Source organism: Duganella sp. 1411, from assembly GCF_017833525.1.
GTDB lineage: Bacteria > Pseudomonadota > Gammaproteobacteria > Burkholderiales > Burkholderiaceae_D > Rugamonas.
The window spans coordinates 269,325-285,553 of the sequence record NZ_JAFICD010000003.1 but is presented as its reverse complement, the minus strand read 5'-3'; the positions used below and the strand labels follow the sequence as shown (position 1 = coordinate 285,553).

The window sequence follows — 16,229 nt, the reverse complement described above, 5'->3', positions numbered from 1 at the left end:
TTACAGTAGAATCTGCCGATGCGCGCCCAAAAATCCCTGCTGATCCTGATCGTGACCTTGTGCGCGCTTGGCGCGGTCGCCGGCGCGTATTTCGCCGGCACCTCGCGCGCCCGCGCCGACCTGCGCCTGCAGGGCCAGCGCCAATTGCAGCTGATGGCGCCGGACCTGCAATCGCTGCTGCAAAAATATGAGACGCTGCCGTTCGTGCTCGGCTTCCAGCCCGACCTGATCGAGGCGCTGGCGCAGCCGTCCGACCGGCGCGCGATCGACCGCCTCAACAGCACCCTGAAAACCATCCAGCAACAGGCCAAGGTCGGCGCCATCTACGTGATGGACCGCGACGGCCTGACCATCGGCGCCAGCAACTGGGACCAGCCGCTGGGATTCGTCGGCAAAAACTTTTCCTACCGCCCCTACTTCGACGCCGCTCTCCAGGGCAGGGCGGGGCGCTTCTACGGCATCGGCACCAGCACCACCGAGGCCGGCTACTTCATCGCCCAGCCGGTCTACGGCCGGGGCAGCGCGGGCGGACCGGTCACCGGCGTGGTGGCCGTCAAGATCAGCCTGGCCGACTTCGAACGCACCTGGCGCAGCAGCGACGACGCCATCGTGCTGGCCGACCGCAGCGGCGTCATCTTCCTCAGCAACCGGCCGGACTGGATCTACCGCAGCCTGACGCCGCTGGACGCCGCCACCGAGCGCCAACTGGCCCATACCCAGCAATACATGGGCAAGACGGTGACGCCCCTGTCCGCCAAGCCCGACCTGTTCGTCACGCAGCCGGTGGGCCAGCTGGGCTGGCAGTTGATGCTGTTCCCAGGCCAGGCGCGGGTGCTGCGCGCCGGCCTGCAATGGGCGCTGGCGGCGGCCCTGTTGCTGGCGTGCGCCGCGCTGGCGGGCTGGGCCTCTCACCAGCGCCGGCGCCGGCTGGAGGAGCGGCTGGCTTCGCGCGCGGCACTACAAAAGGCCGAACTCGAACTGAACGACAAAATCGTCGAACGCACGCAGCAGCTGCGCACTACCAATCAACATCTGGAAAGCAAGTACGCCAAGCTGCAGGAAACCGAACACCTGCTGCGCTCGACGCAAAACGAGCTGGTGCAAGCGGGCAAGCTGGCGATGCTGGGACAGATGGCGACAGGCATCACCCATGAACTGAACCAGCCGCTTGCCGCGATCCGCGCCTTCGCCGACAACGCCCGCGTTTTCCTCGAACGGGGACAGGGCGAGCAGGTCGCCGGCAACCTCGGCCACATCAGCGAGGCGAGCGCGCGCATGGGCGCCATCATCGGCCAGCTCAAGGGCTTCGCGCGCAAGGACGAGACCCTGGGCACGGTCGAGCTGGCCAGGTCGGTGCGGGCCTCGGCCTTTTTGCTCGAGAGCGAATTCCGCCGCCACGCCGTCACGCTCGAGATCGACGTCGGCGGCGACGGCCTGAAAGTGACCGGCGACAGCGTGCGCATCGAACAAGTGCTGATCAACCTGTTGCGCAACGCGCTCGACGCCGTCGAGACCGCCGAGCGCCGCGTGGTCGCCATCGCCCTCGCGCGCGACGGCGGGCACGCGCTGGTCAGCATCAGCGACAGCGGCGACGGCATCCCGGAACAGGTGGTCGCGCACCTGTTCGAACCGTTCTTCACCACCAAACCGTCGGGCAAGGGCCTGGGGCTGGGGTTGGCGATCTCGTCGTCGATCGTGCAGGCGATGAACGGCCAGCTGACGGCGCATAATCAGACCGACGGCGGTGCCCGCTTCGAGCTGCGGCTGCCGCTACAAATTGAATCATCGGAAACACGTAGGGCGGATTAGCGCAGCGTAATCGGCCATGGTTGAGCCGCGAACGGCGCATCGATGGCCGATTACGGCGTTCCGCCTAATCCGCCCTACTTAACAAGGAGCATGACGTGCAGGCCATACTGATCGAAGACGAAGCCGCGCTGCGCCTGGCCACCAGCCAGACGCTGGAACTGGGCGGCTTCAGCGTGCAAGCCTGCGCCAGCGCGGAAGAGGCGCAGGCGCTGTTGCGCGCGGATTACGCCGGCGTCGTCGTCACCGACGTGCGCCTGCCGGGCCGCTCCGGCCTGGAGTTGCTGGCGCAGATCGCCGCGCTCGACGCCGAACTACCGGTCATCGTCGTCACCGGCCATGGCGACGTGGAAATGGCGGTGGCCGCGATGCGCGCCGGCGCCTACGACTTCATCGAAAAGCCCTTCGCCAGCGGCCGCCTGCTGGACGCCGTGCTGCGCGCGCAGGAGCGGCGCCGGCTGGTGCTGGAAAACCGCGCCCTGCGCAGCGAGCGCGCCCGGCATCCGGACCTGCCGGACCTGGTCGGGCGCTCGGCCGCCATCGAGCAATTGAAAATCCTGGTGCGCAACGTCGCCCCGGCCGGCGTAGACGTGCTGATCAACGGCCAGACCGGCACCGGCAAGGAAGTCGTCGCCCGCCTGCTGCACGCCGCCAGCGGACGCAAGGGGAACTTCGTCGCCATCAACTGCGGCGCGCTGCCCGAATCGGTGTTCGAAAGCGAAATCTTCGGCCACGAGGCGGGCGCCTTCACCGGCGCGCAAAAGCGCCGCGTGGGCAAGCTCGAGTACGCGCAAGGCGGCACCGTCTTCCTCGACGAGATCGAAAGCATGCCGATGGCGTTGCAGGTCAAGCTGCTGCGCGTGCTGCAGGAGCGCAAGCTCGAACGGCTGGGCGGCAACGACTCGGTCGCGCTCGAATGTTCGATCGTCGCCGCCACCAAAGTCGATTTGCTGCAACTGAGCGCGCAGGGCCAATTCCGCGAAGATTTGTACTACCGCATCGGCGTGGTCAGCATCGACCTGCCGCGCCTGCGCGACCGGCGCGACGACATTCCGTTGCTGCTGGCCCACTTCACCGCTGACGCCGCCGCCCGCTACCGGCGCCCGGTGCCGGTGTGGAGCGCGCAGCAGATGGCGCAATGGCAGGCGGAGGACTGGCCGGGCAACGTGCGCGAGCTGCGCAACTTCGCCGAGCGGCTGGTGTTGGGCATCGCGCCGGCCGCCGCCACCGCGCCGGCGGCCGACGCGGGCGACGCCATGTCGCTGCCGCGCCAGGTCGATCTTCACGAGCGCGAACTGATCGTCCAGGCGCTGGCCGCCGCCGACGGCAACGTCGGCCTGGCGGCCGACAATCTGATGGTGCCGCGCAAAACGCTGTACGACAAGCTGAAGAAATACCAGATCGGCACCGGCCGCAAATAGCCGTGGCGGACACGCGGGCGTAAAAAAACCGGCCATTCAAGCCGGTTTTCGATGGTTGCCGCGTCGGGCGCGGCGCTTGCCGTTTATTTAGGCTGGGCCGGATCGGCGGCTTTTTCGGCCGTGGCCGCTGCGGGAGCGGCCGGCACTTCCGGTTCCTTGAACTTGGCGCCGGCCTTGTTGGCCATGTAGACCACGGCGCGCGCCACTTCCACGTCGTCCAGTTCCGGGTTGCCGCCTTTGGCCGGCATCGCGCGCAAACCTTCGATCGCGTGTTTGACGATGGTGTCGTAACCTTGGGAGATGCGGGCGGCCCAGCTGCCGGCATCGCCGAATTTCGGCGCACCGGCGACGCCGGCGCCATGGCAGGCGGCGCAGGTCGAGGTGTAGATGGCTTCGCCGGACTGCAGCACCTTGGGCGCGTTGGCGTCCTTGAAGGTGAAGCCGGAGTCGGCGACGGGGGCGAGGCGGGCGGCGATTTCTTCGGGGGCCTGGCTGTTGGAGCCGGCGCCGGTTAATTTATCCGCGGTGACGTACTGCACCAGCAGGATGATGCCGATGACGGTGACTGCAAAAAAGCCGATCACAGCTGCTACGAGCTGCTTGGGTGTTCTGATTGCGGATTCGTGTTCGTTATGTGCGTCGCTCATGATTTCCTTAACAGACTAATGTCGAGCCGGGGTGGCGTGCGAAAACTGATCAAGCTGCCTTGCAAAACCTTCACCAAACGGGCGATTATAGACTCAAAAATCCCTGTATGGAAACGCAAAGGTGCTCAAAACGACACTTTCCGTGGACGGGAAGCGATAAAACCGGTATCCTACGGCACACTTCAAGAAATCCCCCTATGCGGCTGTAGCTCAGTGGATAGAGTATTGGCCTCCGAAGCCAAGGGTCGTGGGTTCGATCCCCGCCAGCCGCACCAGTTATTCTATATAAATCAAATACTTAACAGTTGCATTTGTTCGCAATGTAATGTGTTGGTTCGCATATTTTTGGCACACTCACCGCCGAAATTGTGCCAGGTCTGCTTTATCTTTCGCAAACCGTCGTCGTACCCAAGTAAAAATAAGTTATTCCTACTCGGTTGACTAAGCATTATTCGACGCTGGCATATTCGTGACCAGGTCCCCTCCAAGAGATAGCCGGACGCTTACGCATCTCTGGCAACACTGTCCGGCGCTACCTGCGCGCGGAAATCACCGCGCCGGCCTCCGCCGTGGGGCGCTCACGCAGCGTCATCGACAAATACGCGTTCCAACTTTCAGCCATGCTCGAGACCGGGGCAACTCGGTCCACGACGCAGCGACGCGCCTTGAGATCCACAAGGACCTAAGGGAACGCATTTAACACACCATGCAAAAAAAGCAAGTTGATGCACAGAAATAATCAGCGAAACGATTATTTTATGGCAATCATCCGTTTGTGACTATTGGATATTTTTCAACCATAAGTCGCGGCTAAGATTGCCAATCAATCAATCGCGGAGTATCACCATGCTTGCTTACTGCACGACGAATCGCCACGCATTTCCCCAGAAATTGAGCGCGGCAGCGCCGGCCAAATCATGAGCTCCATCCTGGTAACCGGGGCAGCAGGTTTTATCGGCGCCCATCTTGCCGCCCGTCTGGCGCGCATGGGGCACACGGTAGTCGGTGTGGACAACTTCAATGACTATTATGCGGTAGGCCTGAAGCATGGCCGGGTCGAATCAATTTTGCGTCCCGCCGGCGTGGTATGTCATGCGTTCGATCTCTGCGATGAACAAGCCTTGCAGGAGTTATTCGCGGTCACCCAGCCCGATTACGTACTCCACCTTGCGGCCCAGGCGGGCGTCCGTTATTCGGTGGAGAATCCGAAAAGTTACCTGCAATCAAACCTCCTGGCATTCGGCAATATTTTAGAAGCGAGTCGACAACACCGCGTCAAACACTTGGTGTTCGCCAGCAGCAGCAGTGTTTACGGCTCCAGCGACAAGACCCCATTTCAAGAGGATGATCCTACCGACCAACCTATTTCTTTGTACGCTTCCACCAAGAAGGCCAACGAGGTGATGGCCTACAGCTACAGCGCGATTCATCAACTACCGATCACCGGACTCCGTTTGTTCAGCGTCTACGGACCTTGGGGGCGTCCGGACATGGCTTACTTCAACTTCACGAAAAAAATCCTATTGCGGGAGCCGTTGGAAGTGTTTTCCAACGGCACTCTGTTGCGCGACTTCACCTACATCGACGATGTAAGCGAAGCGGTGACGCGTCTGCTGTTCAAGGAACAAGCTGCCGTCGGGAAGGTTCCATATGAGGTTTTCAATATCGGAAACCGTCGGCCAACATCGGTGTTGGACTTCATCCGCATCCTCGAAAATCTCTTGGGCGTCAAGGCAATCCTGGAGTTCCTGCCGATGCAACTGGGCGACGTACGCATCACCCATGCGGGGACCGACAAACTGCACAAGTGGATCGATTTCTCCCCCGACACGCAATTGCAGACCGGCCTGAGCGACTTTGTGACCTGGTACCGCGAGTGGCATATGCACGACGGTGCCCACGCCTAATGAACCCAATGCCATAACGGAATACTGCAGAGATATGTCAGATTCGGATTTCGGACGCAAAGACGGACAGGCCCACCTATCGCCCATCGCGGTCAAACAGCATCCCACCACCATTGCCATGACGATCGGGGCGACTTTGATCATCCTGGGCATTATCAGCTTTCTGGTGCTGGGAAACTATACCCGCAGGGTGACAGCGGTCGGCCTGTTGGCGCCATCGACCGGCATCGTCCGCGTACGGGCGGCCAGCCCCGGGCACGTCTCCCAGATCTTCGTCAAGGAAGGGCAACTGGTGCGCAGGGGCGACCCGCTATTCGCGCTGGAGGATGGACGCGGCGTCGCCGGCGACACCTCATCCGCCTCGCCAGCGCACGCGTCGGAAACCATGCGGCTCACCGACGCGCTGACCGACAGTATGAACCGCCGAGGCGAGGCGTTGACGCTGGAACGGGATAGCCGGCGTGTGGTGACCCAAGAAGACCTGGTGTCGTTGGACGCTCAGCTAAAACAGGGGAAAGATGAACTCGCGTCAGCGCAGCACCTGGCTCAGCTAGCTCAACAGCGTGCAGCCGAAGCGCGCGTACACGCCACCTCGTTTGACGACCTGGCCAAAAAGGGATTTTATTCCAACGCCTCGCTGCACGACAAACATGACGTCGTGGCCAGCCTGGAGGTGGCGGCGGCCGACGCCTTTCGCAATGTCCAGACGCTCAAAAGGCAGTTGACGACCTTGGCAACGAGTCGGTCGCAAATCATCGCCAAGACCAATCTTGACTTGGCCCAGATCGATCAGCGCAGAGCGGCATTGCAGCAGGATACCCTCGAACTGAACAATCGCAAATCTTCCTTGCTGGTGGCGCCGGTCCAAGGTCGCGTGACTGGCGTACTGGTCGATATTGGTACCTATGTCGAAGGCCAGGTCACCGCTACCGTGGTTCCCGATAACGTGCAGCTGCAAGCCTATCTCTACTTGCCAAGCCGCGCAGTTGGATTCGTCCGCCGTGGACAAGCCGTCAAGCTACGCTACGACGCATTTCCGTATCAGAAATTTGGTGCGCAAGACGGTGTCGTAACCGACGTCAGCCTGGCCCAGATCGCGCAGGATCAGATTCCCGAAAGCCTGCCTTTGCAATCGCGTGAAGGCCTGTACAGGGTGACGGTACGCCTTGCCTCACAAACGATCCGGGCGTTCGACGAGCAAAAGTCGCTCTTTCCCGGCATGGTCGCCGAGGCTGACCTGATGCAGGAGAACCGTACCCTGCTTGAATGGATACTCGAGCCCCTGATAGCGGCAAAAGAGCGACTTAGCGCCAGTCCCCTGAGGAGCAATAAATGAGCCACTACCTGTTGCAACACACAACGTCGGAATGTGGACTCGCCTGCATCGGCAGCGCCTTGAATTACTTTGGTTCCCGGCTCTCCCTGGCGGATTTACGTGAGAAATTTCCCACTGGGACACGCGGCACGCGCTTGGACGAACTGATTTTCATGGCGCATGCGAGCGGCCTGGTCACTTCCGCGATCAAGCTGGAACGCCACGAATTACCGCAATTGCGTCTGCCCGCGGTACTGCATTGGGACAAGGATCATTACGTATTGCTGATCAAGGCGAGCGACCGCCGCATCACCATTCATGATCCGGCCCAAGGGGTGCGCCGATTGTCCATGCAGGAAGCGGAGTCCCACTTCAACGGCGTCGCGCTGGAACTCGCAAAGTCGGCCACCTACGAACCGATGAAGCCCAAGAACCCGGTGACATTGCGTCGGCTGATCGGCTCGGTTTCAGGTGTCAGACGCACCTTCAGCGTCTTGACGATACTGGCCTTGGGGGTTCAGCTCGCCGCCATGATCCTGCCACTGATAACGCAATGGATACTCGACCAGGCGCTGGTGGCGGGCGACAAAGATCTTCTGTGGCTATTGATCGGCGGCTTTGTCGCGCTCAACCTGATACAGCAAGTGCTGGCGTTTGGACGGAGTACCGCTGCGCTGACGTTCACCAACCAGGTGGGCTTCCAGTGGTCGTCCAATGTCATGATGCATTTAATGCATCTGCCGATCAGCTGGTACGAGCGGCGCCACCCTGGCGACATCATGTCGCGTTTCCAAAGCGTGCGACAAATTCAGCAGACTGCGGTCGGCGGAACGGTGGAGACCATGGTCGACGGCGTATTCGCCACACTCGCACTGGGCATGATGTATATGTATTCAGGCGTGCTGACGCTGATCTGCGTGGTCGCGCTGGCACTGTATGCATGCGTACGTTTGCTGAGTTTTTCCAAGCTGCGGGAGGCGAACGCGGAATCGCTGCAGTTTGATGCAAGAGAAAAAAGCCTGCTGTTGGAAAGCCTGCGCGCGATCCATTCGATCAAGGTCGCGGGCCTGGAAAAGATACGCTACAGCGAGTGGCAAGCGCTGGCGGGTAAGGTCTTGGTGCGCAATACCGACACCCAGATGTTGTCCAACGTCTTCACGCTGCTTTACGGCATCCTGTTCAGCGCAGAGAGCGCGGCGATTCTGGGGCTGGGTGCCTGGGCGGTGCTCAACGTCGGCACGGACACTGCAAAATGGATCAGCAGCAGTTTTACGGTCGGCATGCTGATGGCATTTGTCTCCTACAAAGACCAGTTCTCCTCCCGCATGCGGGCGCTGATCGACAAGCTGGCCGAGCTGTACATGATACGCCTGCATACCGAACGCTTGGCCGACATCGTACTCGCCAAGCAAGAGGCCTTAGGCGGTACGCTCGTGCCCAAGTGCTCACCGTTAGGCGCAAAAATAGAGTTAAAAAAAGTGGGCTATCGCCATAGCGAGCGCGAGCCATGGATCTTCCGGAACATCTCGTTCAAGATTGAACCAGGCGAACACGTGGCACTGATCGGCGCCTCGGGCGCAGGCAAGACCACGCTAATGAAAATTATCCTTGGACTGCTGACGCCGAGCGAGGGCGTCGTGCTGGTGAATGGCGAACCACTGGCGCGCTATGGCCTGCGCGAGTGGCGTGCCTGTATTGGCGCGGTGTTACAGGACGATCACCTGTTCTCCGGCAGCATACGCCAAAATATCGCATCATTTGCCGACGCGATCGACGACGACGACGTCATGCGTGCCGCGCGCCAGGCTGGCATCCATCACGAGGTCAAGGCCATGCCCATGAGCTACCACACGCGCATCCTCGATCTGGGCTCGAACTTATCTGGCGGACAAAAGCAACGTGTACTGATCGCACGGGCGCTGTACAGCCGGCCTGCGCTGCTGGCGATGGATGAAGCGACCAGCCATCTGGATGTCGCCAATGAGATGGTGCTGAATCAAGAGATTTCCAAGCTGAACTGCACACGTCTGGTCGTTGCTCACCGGCCCGACACTATCCGCATGGCAGGCCGCATCATTGACCTCGCCAGTTTTTTGCCCGCGAAAAAACCAGCGCAGGATGGCAAGCGGCTGCCGCCACCGGTTGCCCCCGCCAACACCGACGCCACCGTCGCGCTCAATTGAATGGAACCGGAATGCGAGTCACCATGATTGCCTATGTAATGTCACTTGCCGCACTGCTGCTGCCGCAGCGTGCTGCGGCAGCGCCATGCCCCGCGCCGGCCGAAGCAACGCTCAAACTCAGTTTTGACAATCCCGCGCTCATGCCAAGCGTACAAGCAACGATTAACGGCAAACCGGCGATGTTGTTACTGGACACTGGCTCGGACCTCACTTTGCTCAGTACGCGCATGCCACTGCCGGTGGCTCGCTTCAGTCCGGGCGTCTCGATCGGCGGTTTCAATGGCAAGACCCGCCTGCGCAAGGTGAAAGTTGACGACTTCACGGTCGGCCCGATCACGCTGCGCAACACCACCCTGCCGTCCGAACAGGCTGAATCGATCATCTCGGCCCATTGGGACGGCGTGCTGGGCGCCGATCACCTGCTGGGCTACGACCTCGACATTTCCTTCGCCACCTCATCCGTCACGCTCTACCCTGCCGGCAGCTGTGCGCCGGACTGGACTCAGCAAGCCCACGCCGTCCCCTTGGTCAAGGAAGGAAAATCGCTCATTCCGCGCATGGCCGCCACCCTGGGTACGCAATCGGCACTGGCCGTCGCCGATACCGGCGCCACGGTGTCCCTCGTCTTGCGCCAGTTGCTCACGCTAGGCATGCCAGACGCCCGGATTGCCCCGACTGGCAGTAAAGGAGCCGGCTATGGCGGCGAAAGCGACATCGGGACGGTTGCGCTGAACGCGCTGACGCTCGGCGGGCAGAACTTCCCTGCCGCCACTTGGCATGTCACCGAACAAAATAAAAACGGTGGCGATGACGCCATTCTGCTGGGCGGAGATTTCTTCGCAGCAAATAGGGTGTTTATTTCCTCACGCAATGCGGTGCTTTACTTTCAAGCGCTGAATCCGGCCGCCAACACACCCTTCCACCCTAATACCGGCTGGTACGAGACCTTGGCGCGACACGGCAATCTGGGTGCTCAATTGAAACTGATTGCGCTCGCGTCCACCCCGGCTCAACGTCAGCCATGGCAAACGATGGCGGCCGCCCAAGGCCACGTCGGCTCGCTGACGGCGCTCGCGACGCAAGATCGCCTGGCCGGCCGCCTGGCCGAGGCCGGCGAACAAATCGGCCGCGCGCTCCAGCGCGATCCCAAATTTTATCCCGCGCTGGTCGAGCGCTATCTGATCACGCAGGCCGCCCGCTCCAGGGAGGCGGCCAGTCGCGAGCTGGCGGCAACGATCAACGCCGAACAGCTCGATACCCGGATTTGGCCGGGCAAAACGTACAGCATGTTGCTGCAACAAACCAGCGTGCCGGAGTTTATCGTCGATGTGCAGCAACAAATCAGTTCGACTCGACAACGCTGTTCGATCGCCGGCCTGCTGCGCCAGCTGCGCAAAGCCGGCCAGGGCTGGGAGAGCATCGCGTCCGCGGATCTGGTGCGGCTATGCCCTGGGCGCAACGGTGACGATACCTCATTACTTCATTGAACTGGACACACGATGAACATTAGCTACGTGCGCAGCGCTTTTCCCAAGATGTCGGAAACCTTCATCCTGGAGGAACTGCTGTATCTCAAACGCTGCGGCCATACGCTCAGAATCTACGCGACCTACTGTGAGTTAGAGCATCTGAGCCCCAAAGTCCTGGCGGCTGGCCTGCTGGAGTGCGTCGAGTACCGCATCCGGGCCTTCCGCCTTGGTTTGCCCGACGTCGGGCTGGTGATGCGCTTTCTGCTGGCGCTACTGTTTAACCGTCAGTCCCGCTCGCTCTTCCAACGGCGTTTGTACGGCGAACGCAGCGCGGCCCGGATGTTTGACACGTTGTGGCGCACCGTGTGGGCGTCCAGGGAAACCCGACGCCACCGGCTCGCGGCGCTCATGCGTCTGCCCGGCGAGCTGGTTTGGACATGCACGCGACTGGGCAATCTGCAGGTGGCCATGCATCAAGCCACCATCCGCCGCACGCCGTTCAAGCCAGACCTTATGCATGCGCCGTTCCTGTTTGAAAACGACGTCGCGTGGCTAGCGGTATTACTAAAAGCCAACCCGCGGACGCCGCTCACGGTCACGTTGCGCTCGCGCGATCTGTACTCGGAAAGCGTCAGTCCCGATTTGATGCTGATGCGTAAAAAATTGGTGGCGGCGGCGCGGATGGTATTCACGATCTCCAGCTACAACCGCAGGCATATATTGAGCACGGTCAGGCTGCGCCAGCCCCCCAAGGTGATCTATAGCAGTATCGATGTCGGCTATTTCACCCGGGAGCCAGGCCGTGTCCCGGTCAGCGGCCAGATGCTGTGTGTCGCGCGGCTGGTGGAAAAAAAGGGCTTGAATGTATTGATCGATGCGTGCCGCGAGCTGCTCAACCGTGAGTGCGATTTCCACTTGACCATGGTGGGCGCCGGCTACTTGCAACAACAGCTGCAGCAGCAATGCGATCGCCTGGGGTTGCAGCAACGGATCACCTTCGCCGGCGCCGTGCCACCGGCGCAGGTCAAGGAACTGCTCAGCACAGCACAAGTGTTCGTCCTGCCTTGCGTGGTCGCCGCCGACGGTGATCGCGACATGCTGCCAAACAGTATCAAGGAAGCGATGGCGATGGAGGTGCCGGTCGTCACCAGCAATATCAGCGGGATTGAGGAGCTGGTCATTCACGGCGCCACAGGCCTATTGGCGGAGCCCAATAACCCGACCGCGTTGGCTGACGCGATAGAAAACCTGCTGTTGAATCCTCATGCCTGCCGGGCGTTCGGAAAGTTTGGGGCGCTGGCGGCGCGTAGAAAATTTGATATCAATATTCAAGGGCTTGCGTTGCAAAACTCGTTTATTGATATTGCAGAACAAGAAAGAGAAATGTCAGTTTAAAACAAATTTTTTATTGAATTTGTCTTTTTTGTAAAAACCATTGATTTCCCAATCAATGCCATTTAATTGTATGAGGAGAAAGCATGCGTAGTATGACAATAGAGGAGTTGAATGCCATCGCCGGTGCATCGACCGTGGGTGACGCCGTCGGTTGCGCCGGCGCCATTGCGGGAGCGACTGCGCTCATCGTAGGAGGCCCGGGATCGGCCGCTTTGAACGCATTAATGGCCACCACGCAAGGTGCGCTGTCGGTCCTTTCCGTGTTTGGCGGGATGGTCAGTGGATGCATCAACCTGTATGACGGGATCGCTCCGCCGGAGTGGCAAACCAGTCAGTTAATCGATGACTTTTTCAACGTCATCGATACGGTGGCATATTACTCGGTACATACCGAACAGATTATCGAGGATCTGCCAACCATGACAGGCCACGTGGAAATCATTTATCAAGGTGAGACTTTCGCTGAGTTTGACTACGACTTTACGGATGATCCGGCGTACCACACGTAATTAGCGGCAAAGGAGTGCGCTGAAGAATGCGCGCTCCTTTTTCTAACAATCAATATCAACCGAATTACCCTCAAAAAAATGAACATGGTTAACTCCGAGTTGTTACTAGACGCTTCCACGATCATTGGTATAGCGATGATCTGTATGTTTGTTTTGCTGATGGCGCGGGCATCGGGACAAGCGGCATTGTTTATTCGCTCCCGGGTCAGCACGCCGGACCGCATCATGCGCATGGCCTCTCTGCCCCTCCTTTTGCTGCTGGTGGCAGGACCTCAGCACGTCAAATTAATCACCGGGTTCATCTTGATCCTGGGCGCGCTGGTCTCCATCAGATTGCAACACCTCCGGCTGCTGGCGGACGGGCTGCAGCCAGGCTTTGTGCATCGTATTACGGCGCTATCCCTACTGGGGAGCGTTGGATTTTCCGCCTTTGTTGGTGCGATGGTCGGCAGGAGCTAGGCGATGATTTCCTTATCCGTACTAGACCTGTCGCCCATCGTCGAAGGAGGCTCGGTGAGCGCAGCGCTGCGCAATACGCTCGACCTCGCGCAACACTGCGAACGCTGGGACTATCAGCGGTATTGGCTGGCAGAACATCATGCGACACCGGACATCGCCAGCGCCGCCACCGTGGTTCTGATGACTTATGTGGCCGGCGGCACAAACACGATACGGGTGGGTTCCGGCGGCATCATGCTGCCCAACCATTCGCCACTGGTCGTCGCCGAGCAATTCGGAACGCTGGCAGCGCTCTATCCCGGGCGCATAGACCTTGGCCTTGGCCGCTCCACCGGTTCAAACCCGGCTACCGCGCGCGCGCTGGGTCATGGCCCTGAGGCGGTAGGCAGCAATTTTGCCAGCGACATTGAGCGGGTCCAGGATTATCTGAGCGAGGCGCCGCGCCAGCTCGTCCCTGCGATCCCGGGCCGCGGAAGCCGGGTCCCGCTATGGATACTGGGTTCCAGTCTGATCGGTGCGCAGCACGCGGCGCGGTTTGGCCTGCCGTTTTCTTTCGCGTCGCAATTTGCCCCTCTGGCGCTGGCACCAGCGGTCAAGCTCTACCGTGACAATTTTCAGCCGTCGTCGCAACTGTCTGAGCCATACGTCATGCTGGGCTATAACGTGGTTGTGGCAGATTGCGACCAGGAAGCACAATACCTCGCCAGCTCTCAACAGCAGGCCATGATTAACCGCCAACGGGGCACGCCGTCGCAACTGCCGAGGCCGATGCGCGATTTCCGCGCCACGCTCGGCGAACAAGAAGGCGCGTTGCTCGACATCGTTCTTTCGTGTAGCGCGGTAGGCGCCCCGGAAACAGTGCGCTCGCAACTCCAGGCGTTTATTGATCACATGGCGCCAGACGAATTGATTGTTACCTCGCAAATACACGACCATCAAGCGCGGCTGCGGTCATTCGACCTGCTAGCGACATTACGGCGTGACCTCATCGCCGCGCGGTGATGCCGCGTTCCAGCAGTTCGAACACCAGCATGCCGGCGACCATTGCCGCAACGAAGACGAGGGGCTTGCCGCCACCGCCGGCCAGCGATGCGAGCGCCGGTCCCGGACAGAAGCCGGCCAGGCCCCAGCCGGCGCCGAAGGCCAGGCTGCCGAACACCAGCCGGCGATCGATCCGGGTCGAGGTGGGCAAGCGCATCGCGTCGCCCAGCAGCGACTTGTCGCGGCCTGCGGCGAAGCGAAACGCGAACAATCCGACCAGGATGGCCCCGCCCATGACGAAACCAAGCGAAGGATCCCACCGGCCCGCCAGGTCGAGGAAGCCGATGACCTTGGCGGGATCGGTCATGCCGGAGACGATCAGGCCTAGGCCGAAAACGAGGCCGGCAACCAGGGCCATGATGATGTGCACGATGCGCTCCCTATCCAATGAGGTGACGGACGATGAAAACTGTGGCGAAGCCGGCCGTCATGAAGGCGCCCGTCGCCACCAGCGAGCGGAGCGACAGGCGCGACAGCCCGCAAACGCCGTGACCGCTGGTGCAACCGGCGCCGTACCGGGTGCCGAGGCCCACCAGCAGGCCGGCGACGACCAGGGTTGCCGTCCCCGCATCGACATGCACCGCCGGCAGCGGCGCATACAGGCCGTAGACCCCGGGTGCGGCGATCAGGCCGATGAGGAAGGCGACGCGCCAGGCGAGGTCGCCCTTCGGCCACCGCAGCAAGCCGCCCAGTATGCCGCTGATGCCGGCGATGCGGCCGTTGAACAACACCAATAGCGCCGCCGCCAATCCGATCAGCACACCGCCCGCCAATGAGGCCCAGGGCGTGAAATTTACCCAGTCGATCGTCATGGCTCGGCTCCGTTTGGTTGCGGGCAATAAAGTTGGTAAAGCACCTGCATGACGGCCATGGCCTCGTCGCTGGCGATGGAATAGAAAATCTGTTTTCCTTCGCGCCGCGTGGTCACCAGCTGCTCTTCACGCAGCACGCCGAGTTGTTGCGACAGCGTAGGCTGTTGAATCGCCAAAGTGGTTTCAAGGTCGCTGACGCAATGCGGGCCCTGCGTCAGCTGGCAAAGCAGCAGCAGCCGGTCGGGGTTGGCGAGCACCTTGAGCAGGCCGCAGGCCCGCGTTGCGGCGCTGCGCATCACGGCTGGATCGAATGGCTTGGGCGCGTTCATTGTGATGGGTTCCGCTTGGTCGCTGACATGAAAACACTATATGACGAAACAAAATATAAATCAATATAATGTATCGGGGATCGCGTGCGCGGGGCGATGGCGTGGCCTGCATCGTCGCCGGGGTCAATCCGGGGATGGGTTCACGGGGCGAACCTGGCCAGGCGACGCGTAGCGCTCGAGGATACGTTCGTAGCTATGGTCTTTGCGCATCGCGCGCAGCGCGCGGTTGAAGGCGTCGCGCAGGTCGCGGTCGCGAAACCCCACCTTGAAGCCGGTGACCGGATCGAAAATCGCGTGCCGGTCGAGTTCCACCGCCGTGTCGAACTCGGCGCTGAACTGCTGGCGATACCACTCGAACACTTGCTTGTCGACGACGATGACGTCGACCCTGCCGTACCAGAACATCTTGTTTTGGGCTTGCTGATTGGTCGGCTGAAAATAGTTGGGCGGGAAGCGGCCATCGGCGCTGGGCCGGTAGCGGGCCTCGAACGCCGGGCCCAGGTCGCGCCAGCCGTTTTGCCAAATGGCGAAGGTGTAGCGGTCGAGATCGGCGATCGACTTGAGCACGATGTGCCGGTCCCGGCGCGAGATGGCGATGTTCTCGAATGTGACGAACTCGTCCGAAAAGTACACGCCGCGGCCGTCGCTGCCGCGCACGCTCACCGCCAGATCGACGCCGTCGCCGTCCCGGAACGGCAGCAGGCGCACGTTGGGCGTCTCGAGAAAGACGACCCGGTGTCCGGCCCGCCGCAGCGCCTCGGTGACGACGTCCGCTTCGATGCCGGCGACGTTGCCGTGCGCGTCACGGAACGAGAACGGCGGACGGTTGCCTTGGTACACCGCCAACAGCTGGTCCGGGCGCGCGCTCGCCGCCAGGCTCAGGGTCGCGGCCATGCACAGTGCCGCCAGTCTTTTCATCATCGGTTCGCTCGGGGA

At 61.1% G+C, this 16,229-nt stretch carries 15 protein-coding genes and 1 tRNA gene; 11 read left to right on the top strand and 5 right to left on the bottom strand.

Going from position 1 to position 16,229, the window contains the following annotated elements; translation table 11 throughout:
- Positions 1-18 precede the first annotated feature (18 nt).
- Positions 19-1,809 (top strand): ATP-binding protein, encoded by a 1,791-nt coding sequence (locus tag JOD97_RS18350; RefSeq protein ID WP_209721206.1) that lies wholly within the window; start codon positions 19-21, stop codon positions 1,807-1,809.
- Between the two features lie 95 nt (positions 1,810-1,904).
- On the top strand, positions 1,905-3,227 hold the full coding sequence (locus tag JOD97_RS18345) for a sigma-54 dependent transcriptional regulator (RefSeq protein ID WP_209721203.1): 1,323 nt from the start codon (positions 1,905-1,907) through the stop codon (positions 3,225-3,227).
- 83 nt (positions 3,228-3,310) lie between these two features.
- Here the strand turns inward: JOD97_RS18345 and JOD97_RS18340 are convergent, their stop codons facing one another.
- Positions 3,311-3,874 (bottom strand): cytochrome c5 family protein, encoded by a 564-nt coding sequence (locus tag JOD97_RS18340; RefSeq protein ID WP_209721201.1) that lies wholly within the window; start codon positions 3,872-3,874, stop codon positions 3,311-3,313.
- Between the two features lie 199 nt (positions 3,875-4,073).
- Between JOD97_RS18340 and JOD97_RS18335 the strand changes: the two genes are divergently transcribed.
- From JOD97_RS18335 to JOD97_RS18295, 9 genes are all read left to right on the top strand, one after another.
- Positions 4,074-4,149, top strand: a tRNA-Arg gene (locus tag JOD97_RS18335).
- Positions 4,150-4,791: 642 nt separating this feature from the next.
- Positions 4,792-5,781 carry an NAD-dependent epimerase/dehydratase family protein gene (locus JOD97_RS18330; protein WP_209721198.1) on the top strand — a complete coding sequence of 330 codons (990 nt, stop codon included), beginning with the start codon at positions 4,792-4,794 and terminating at the stop codon, positions 5,779-5,781.
- Positions 5,782-5,815: 34 nt separating this feature from the next.
- Positions 5,816-7,117, top strand: a complete 1,302-nt coding sequence (locus JOD97_RS18325) for an HlyD family efflux transporter periplasmic adaptor subunit (protein WP_209721195.1) — start codon at positions 5,816-5,818, stop codon at positions 7,115-7,117.
- Positions 7,114-9,279, top strand: a complete 2,166-nt coding sequence (locus tag JOD97_RS18320; protein ID WP_209721192.1) for a peptidase domain-containing ABC transporter — start codon at positions 7,114-7,116, stop codon at positions 9,277-9,279. The genes JOD97_RS18325 and JOD97_RS18320 overlap by 4 nt, the downstream gene beginning before the upstream one ends.
- An 11-nt stretch (positions 9,280-9,290) precedes the next feature.
- A complete protein-coding gene (locus JOD97_RS18315; protein WP_209721189.1) occupies positions 9,291-10,766 on the top strand; it encodes an aspartyl protease family protein in 1,476 nt (491 codons plus the stop codon).
- A gap of 12 nt (positions 10,767-10,778) precedes the next feature.
- Positions 10,779-12,143, top strand: a complete 1,365-nt coding sequence (locus JOD97_RS18310) for a glycosyltransferase family 4 protein (protein WP_209721186.1) — start codon at positions 10,779-10,781, stop codon at positions 12,141-12,143.
- An 83-nt stretch (positions 12,144-12,226) separates the two neighbouring features.
- Positions 12,227-12,652, top strand: a complete 426-nt coding sequence (locus tag JOD97_RS18305) for a hypothetical protein (protein WP_209721183.1) — start codon at positions 12,227-12,229, stop codon at positions 12,650-12,652.
- An 84-nt stretch (positions 12,653-12,736) separates the two neighbouring features.
- A complete protein-coding gene (locus JOD97_RS18300) occupies positions 12,737-13,111 on the top strand; it encodes a hypothetical protein (RefSeq protein WP_209721181.1) in 375 nt (124 codons plus the stop codon).
- 3 nt (positions 13,112-13,114) lie between these two features.
- A complete protein-coding gene (locus JOD97_RS18295; protein WP_209721178.1) occupies positions 13,115-14,113 on the top strand; it encodes an LLM class flavin-dependent oxidoreductase in 999 nt (332 codons plus the stop codon).
- On the opposite strand, the gene JOD97_RS18290 is transcribed toward JOD97_RS18295, so the two are convergent.
- The 4 genes from JOD97_RS18290 to JOD97_RS18275 all read right to left on the bottom strand — a co-directional run bounded on the left by JOD97_RS18290 (position 14,097) and on the right by JOD97_RS18275 (position 16,214).
- The gene (locus tag JOD97_RS18290; RefSeq protein WP_209721175.1) at positions 14,097-14,522 is read right to left on the bottom strand and encodes a DUF6691 family protein; all 426 of its coding nucleotides are present in this window, start codon (positions 14,520-14,522) and stop codon (positions 14,097-14,099) included. The genes JOD97_RS18295 and JOD97_RS18290 overlap by 17 nt on opposite strands.
- Positions 14,523-14,532: 10 nt before the next feature.
- Positions 14,533-14,964 carry a YeeE/YedE family protein gene (locus tag JOD97_RS18285; protein WP_209721172.1) on the bottom strand — a complete coding sequence of 144 codons (432 nt, stop codon included), beginning with the start codon at positions 14,962-14,964 and terminating at the stop codon, positions 14,533-14,535.
- Positions 14,961-15,293, bottom strand: a complete 333-nt coding sequence (locus tag JOD97_RS18280) for a metalloregulator ArsR/SmtB family transcription factor (protein WP_229264554.1) — start codon at positions 15,291-15,293, stop codon at positions 14,961-14,963. Before JOD97_RS18280 ends, JOD97_RS18285 begins: the two co-directional genes overlap by 4 nt.
- A 123-nt stretch (positions 15,294-15,416) precedes the next feature.
- The gene (locus tag JOD97_RS18275) at positions 15,417-16,214 is read right to left on the bottom strand and encodes an ABC transporter substrate-binding protein (RefSeq protein WP_209721169.1); all 798 of its coding nucleotides are present in this window, start codon (positions 16,212-16,214) and stop codon (positions 15,417-15,419) included.
- Positions 16,215-16,229: the final 15 nt, after the last annotated feature.

Coding starts and splice junctions, on each gene's coding strand:
- JOD97_RS18350 (WP_209721206.1), top strand. CDS start 19: ATGCGCGCCCAAAAATCCCTGCTGATCCTGATCGTGACCTTGTGCGCG.
- JOD97_RS18340 (WP_209721201.1), bottom strand. CDS start 3,874: ATGAGCGACGCACATAACGAACACGAATCCGCAATCAGAACACCCAAG.
- JOD97_RS18330 (WP_209721198.1), top strand. CDS start 4,792: ATGAGCTCCATCCTGGTAACCGGGGCAGCAGGTTTTATCGGCGCCCAT.
- JOD97_RS18325 (WP_209721195.1), top strand. CDS start 5,816: ATGTCAGATTCGGATTTCGGACGCAAAGACGGACAGGCCCACCTATCG.
- JOD97_RS18320 (WP_209721192.1), top strand. CDS start 7,114: ATGAGCCACTACCTGTTGCAACACACAACGTCGGAATGTGGACTCGCC.
- JOD97_RS18315 (WP_209721189.1), top strand. CDS start 9,291: ATGCGAGTCACCATGATTGCCTATGTAATGTCACTTGCCGCACTGCTG.
- JOD97_RS18310 (WP_209721186.1), top strand. CDS start 10,779: ATGAACATTAGCTACGTGCGCAGCGCTTTTCCCAAGATGTCGGAAACC.
- JOD97_RS18305 (WP_209721183.1), top strand. CDS start 12,227: ATGCGTAGTATGACAATAGAGGAGTTGAATGCCATCGCCGGTGCATCG.
- JOD97_RS18300 (WP_209721181.1), top strand. CDS start 12,737: ATGGTTAACTCCGAGTTGTTACTAGACGCTTCCACGATCATTGGTATA.
- JOD97_RS18295 (WP_209721178.1), top strand. CDS start 13,115: ATGATTTCCTTATCCGTACTAGACCTGTCGCCCATCGTCGAAGGAGGC.
- JOD97_RS18285 (WP_209721172.1), bottom strand. CDS start 14,964: ATGACGATCGACTGGGTAAATTTCACGCCCTGGGCCTCATTGGCGGGC.
- JOD97_RS18280 (WP_229264554.1), bottom strand. CDS start 15,293: ATGAACGCGCCCAAGCCATTCGATCCAGCCGTGATGCGCAGCGCCGCA.
- JOD97_RS18275 (WP_209721169.1), bottom strand. CDS start 16,214: ATGATGAAAAGACTGGCGGCACTGTGCATGGCCGCGACCCTGAGCCTG.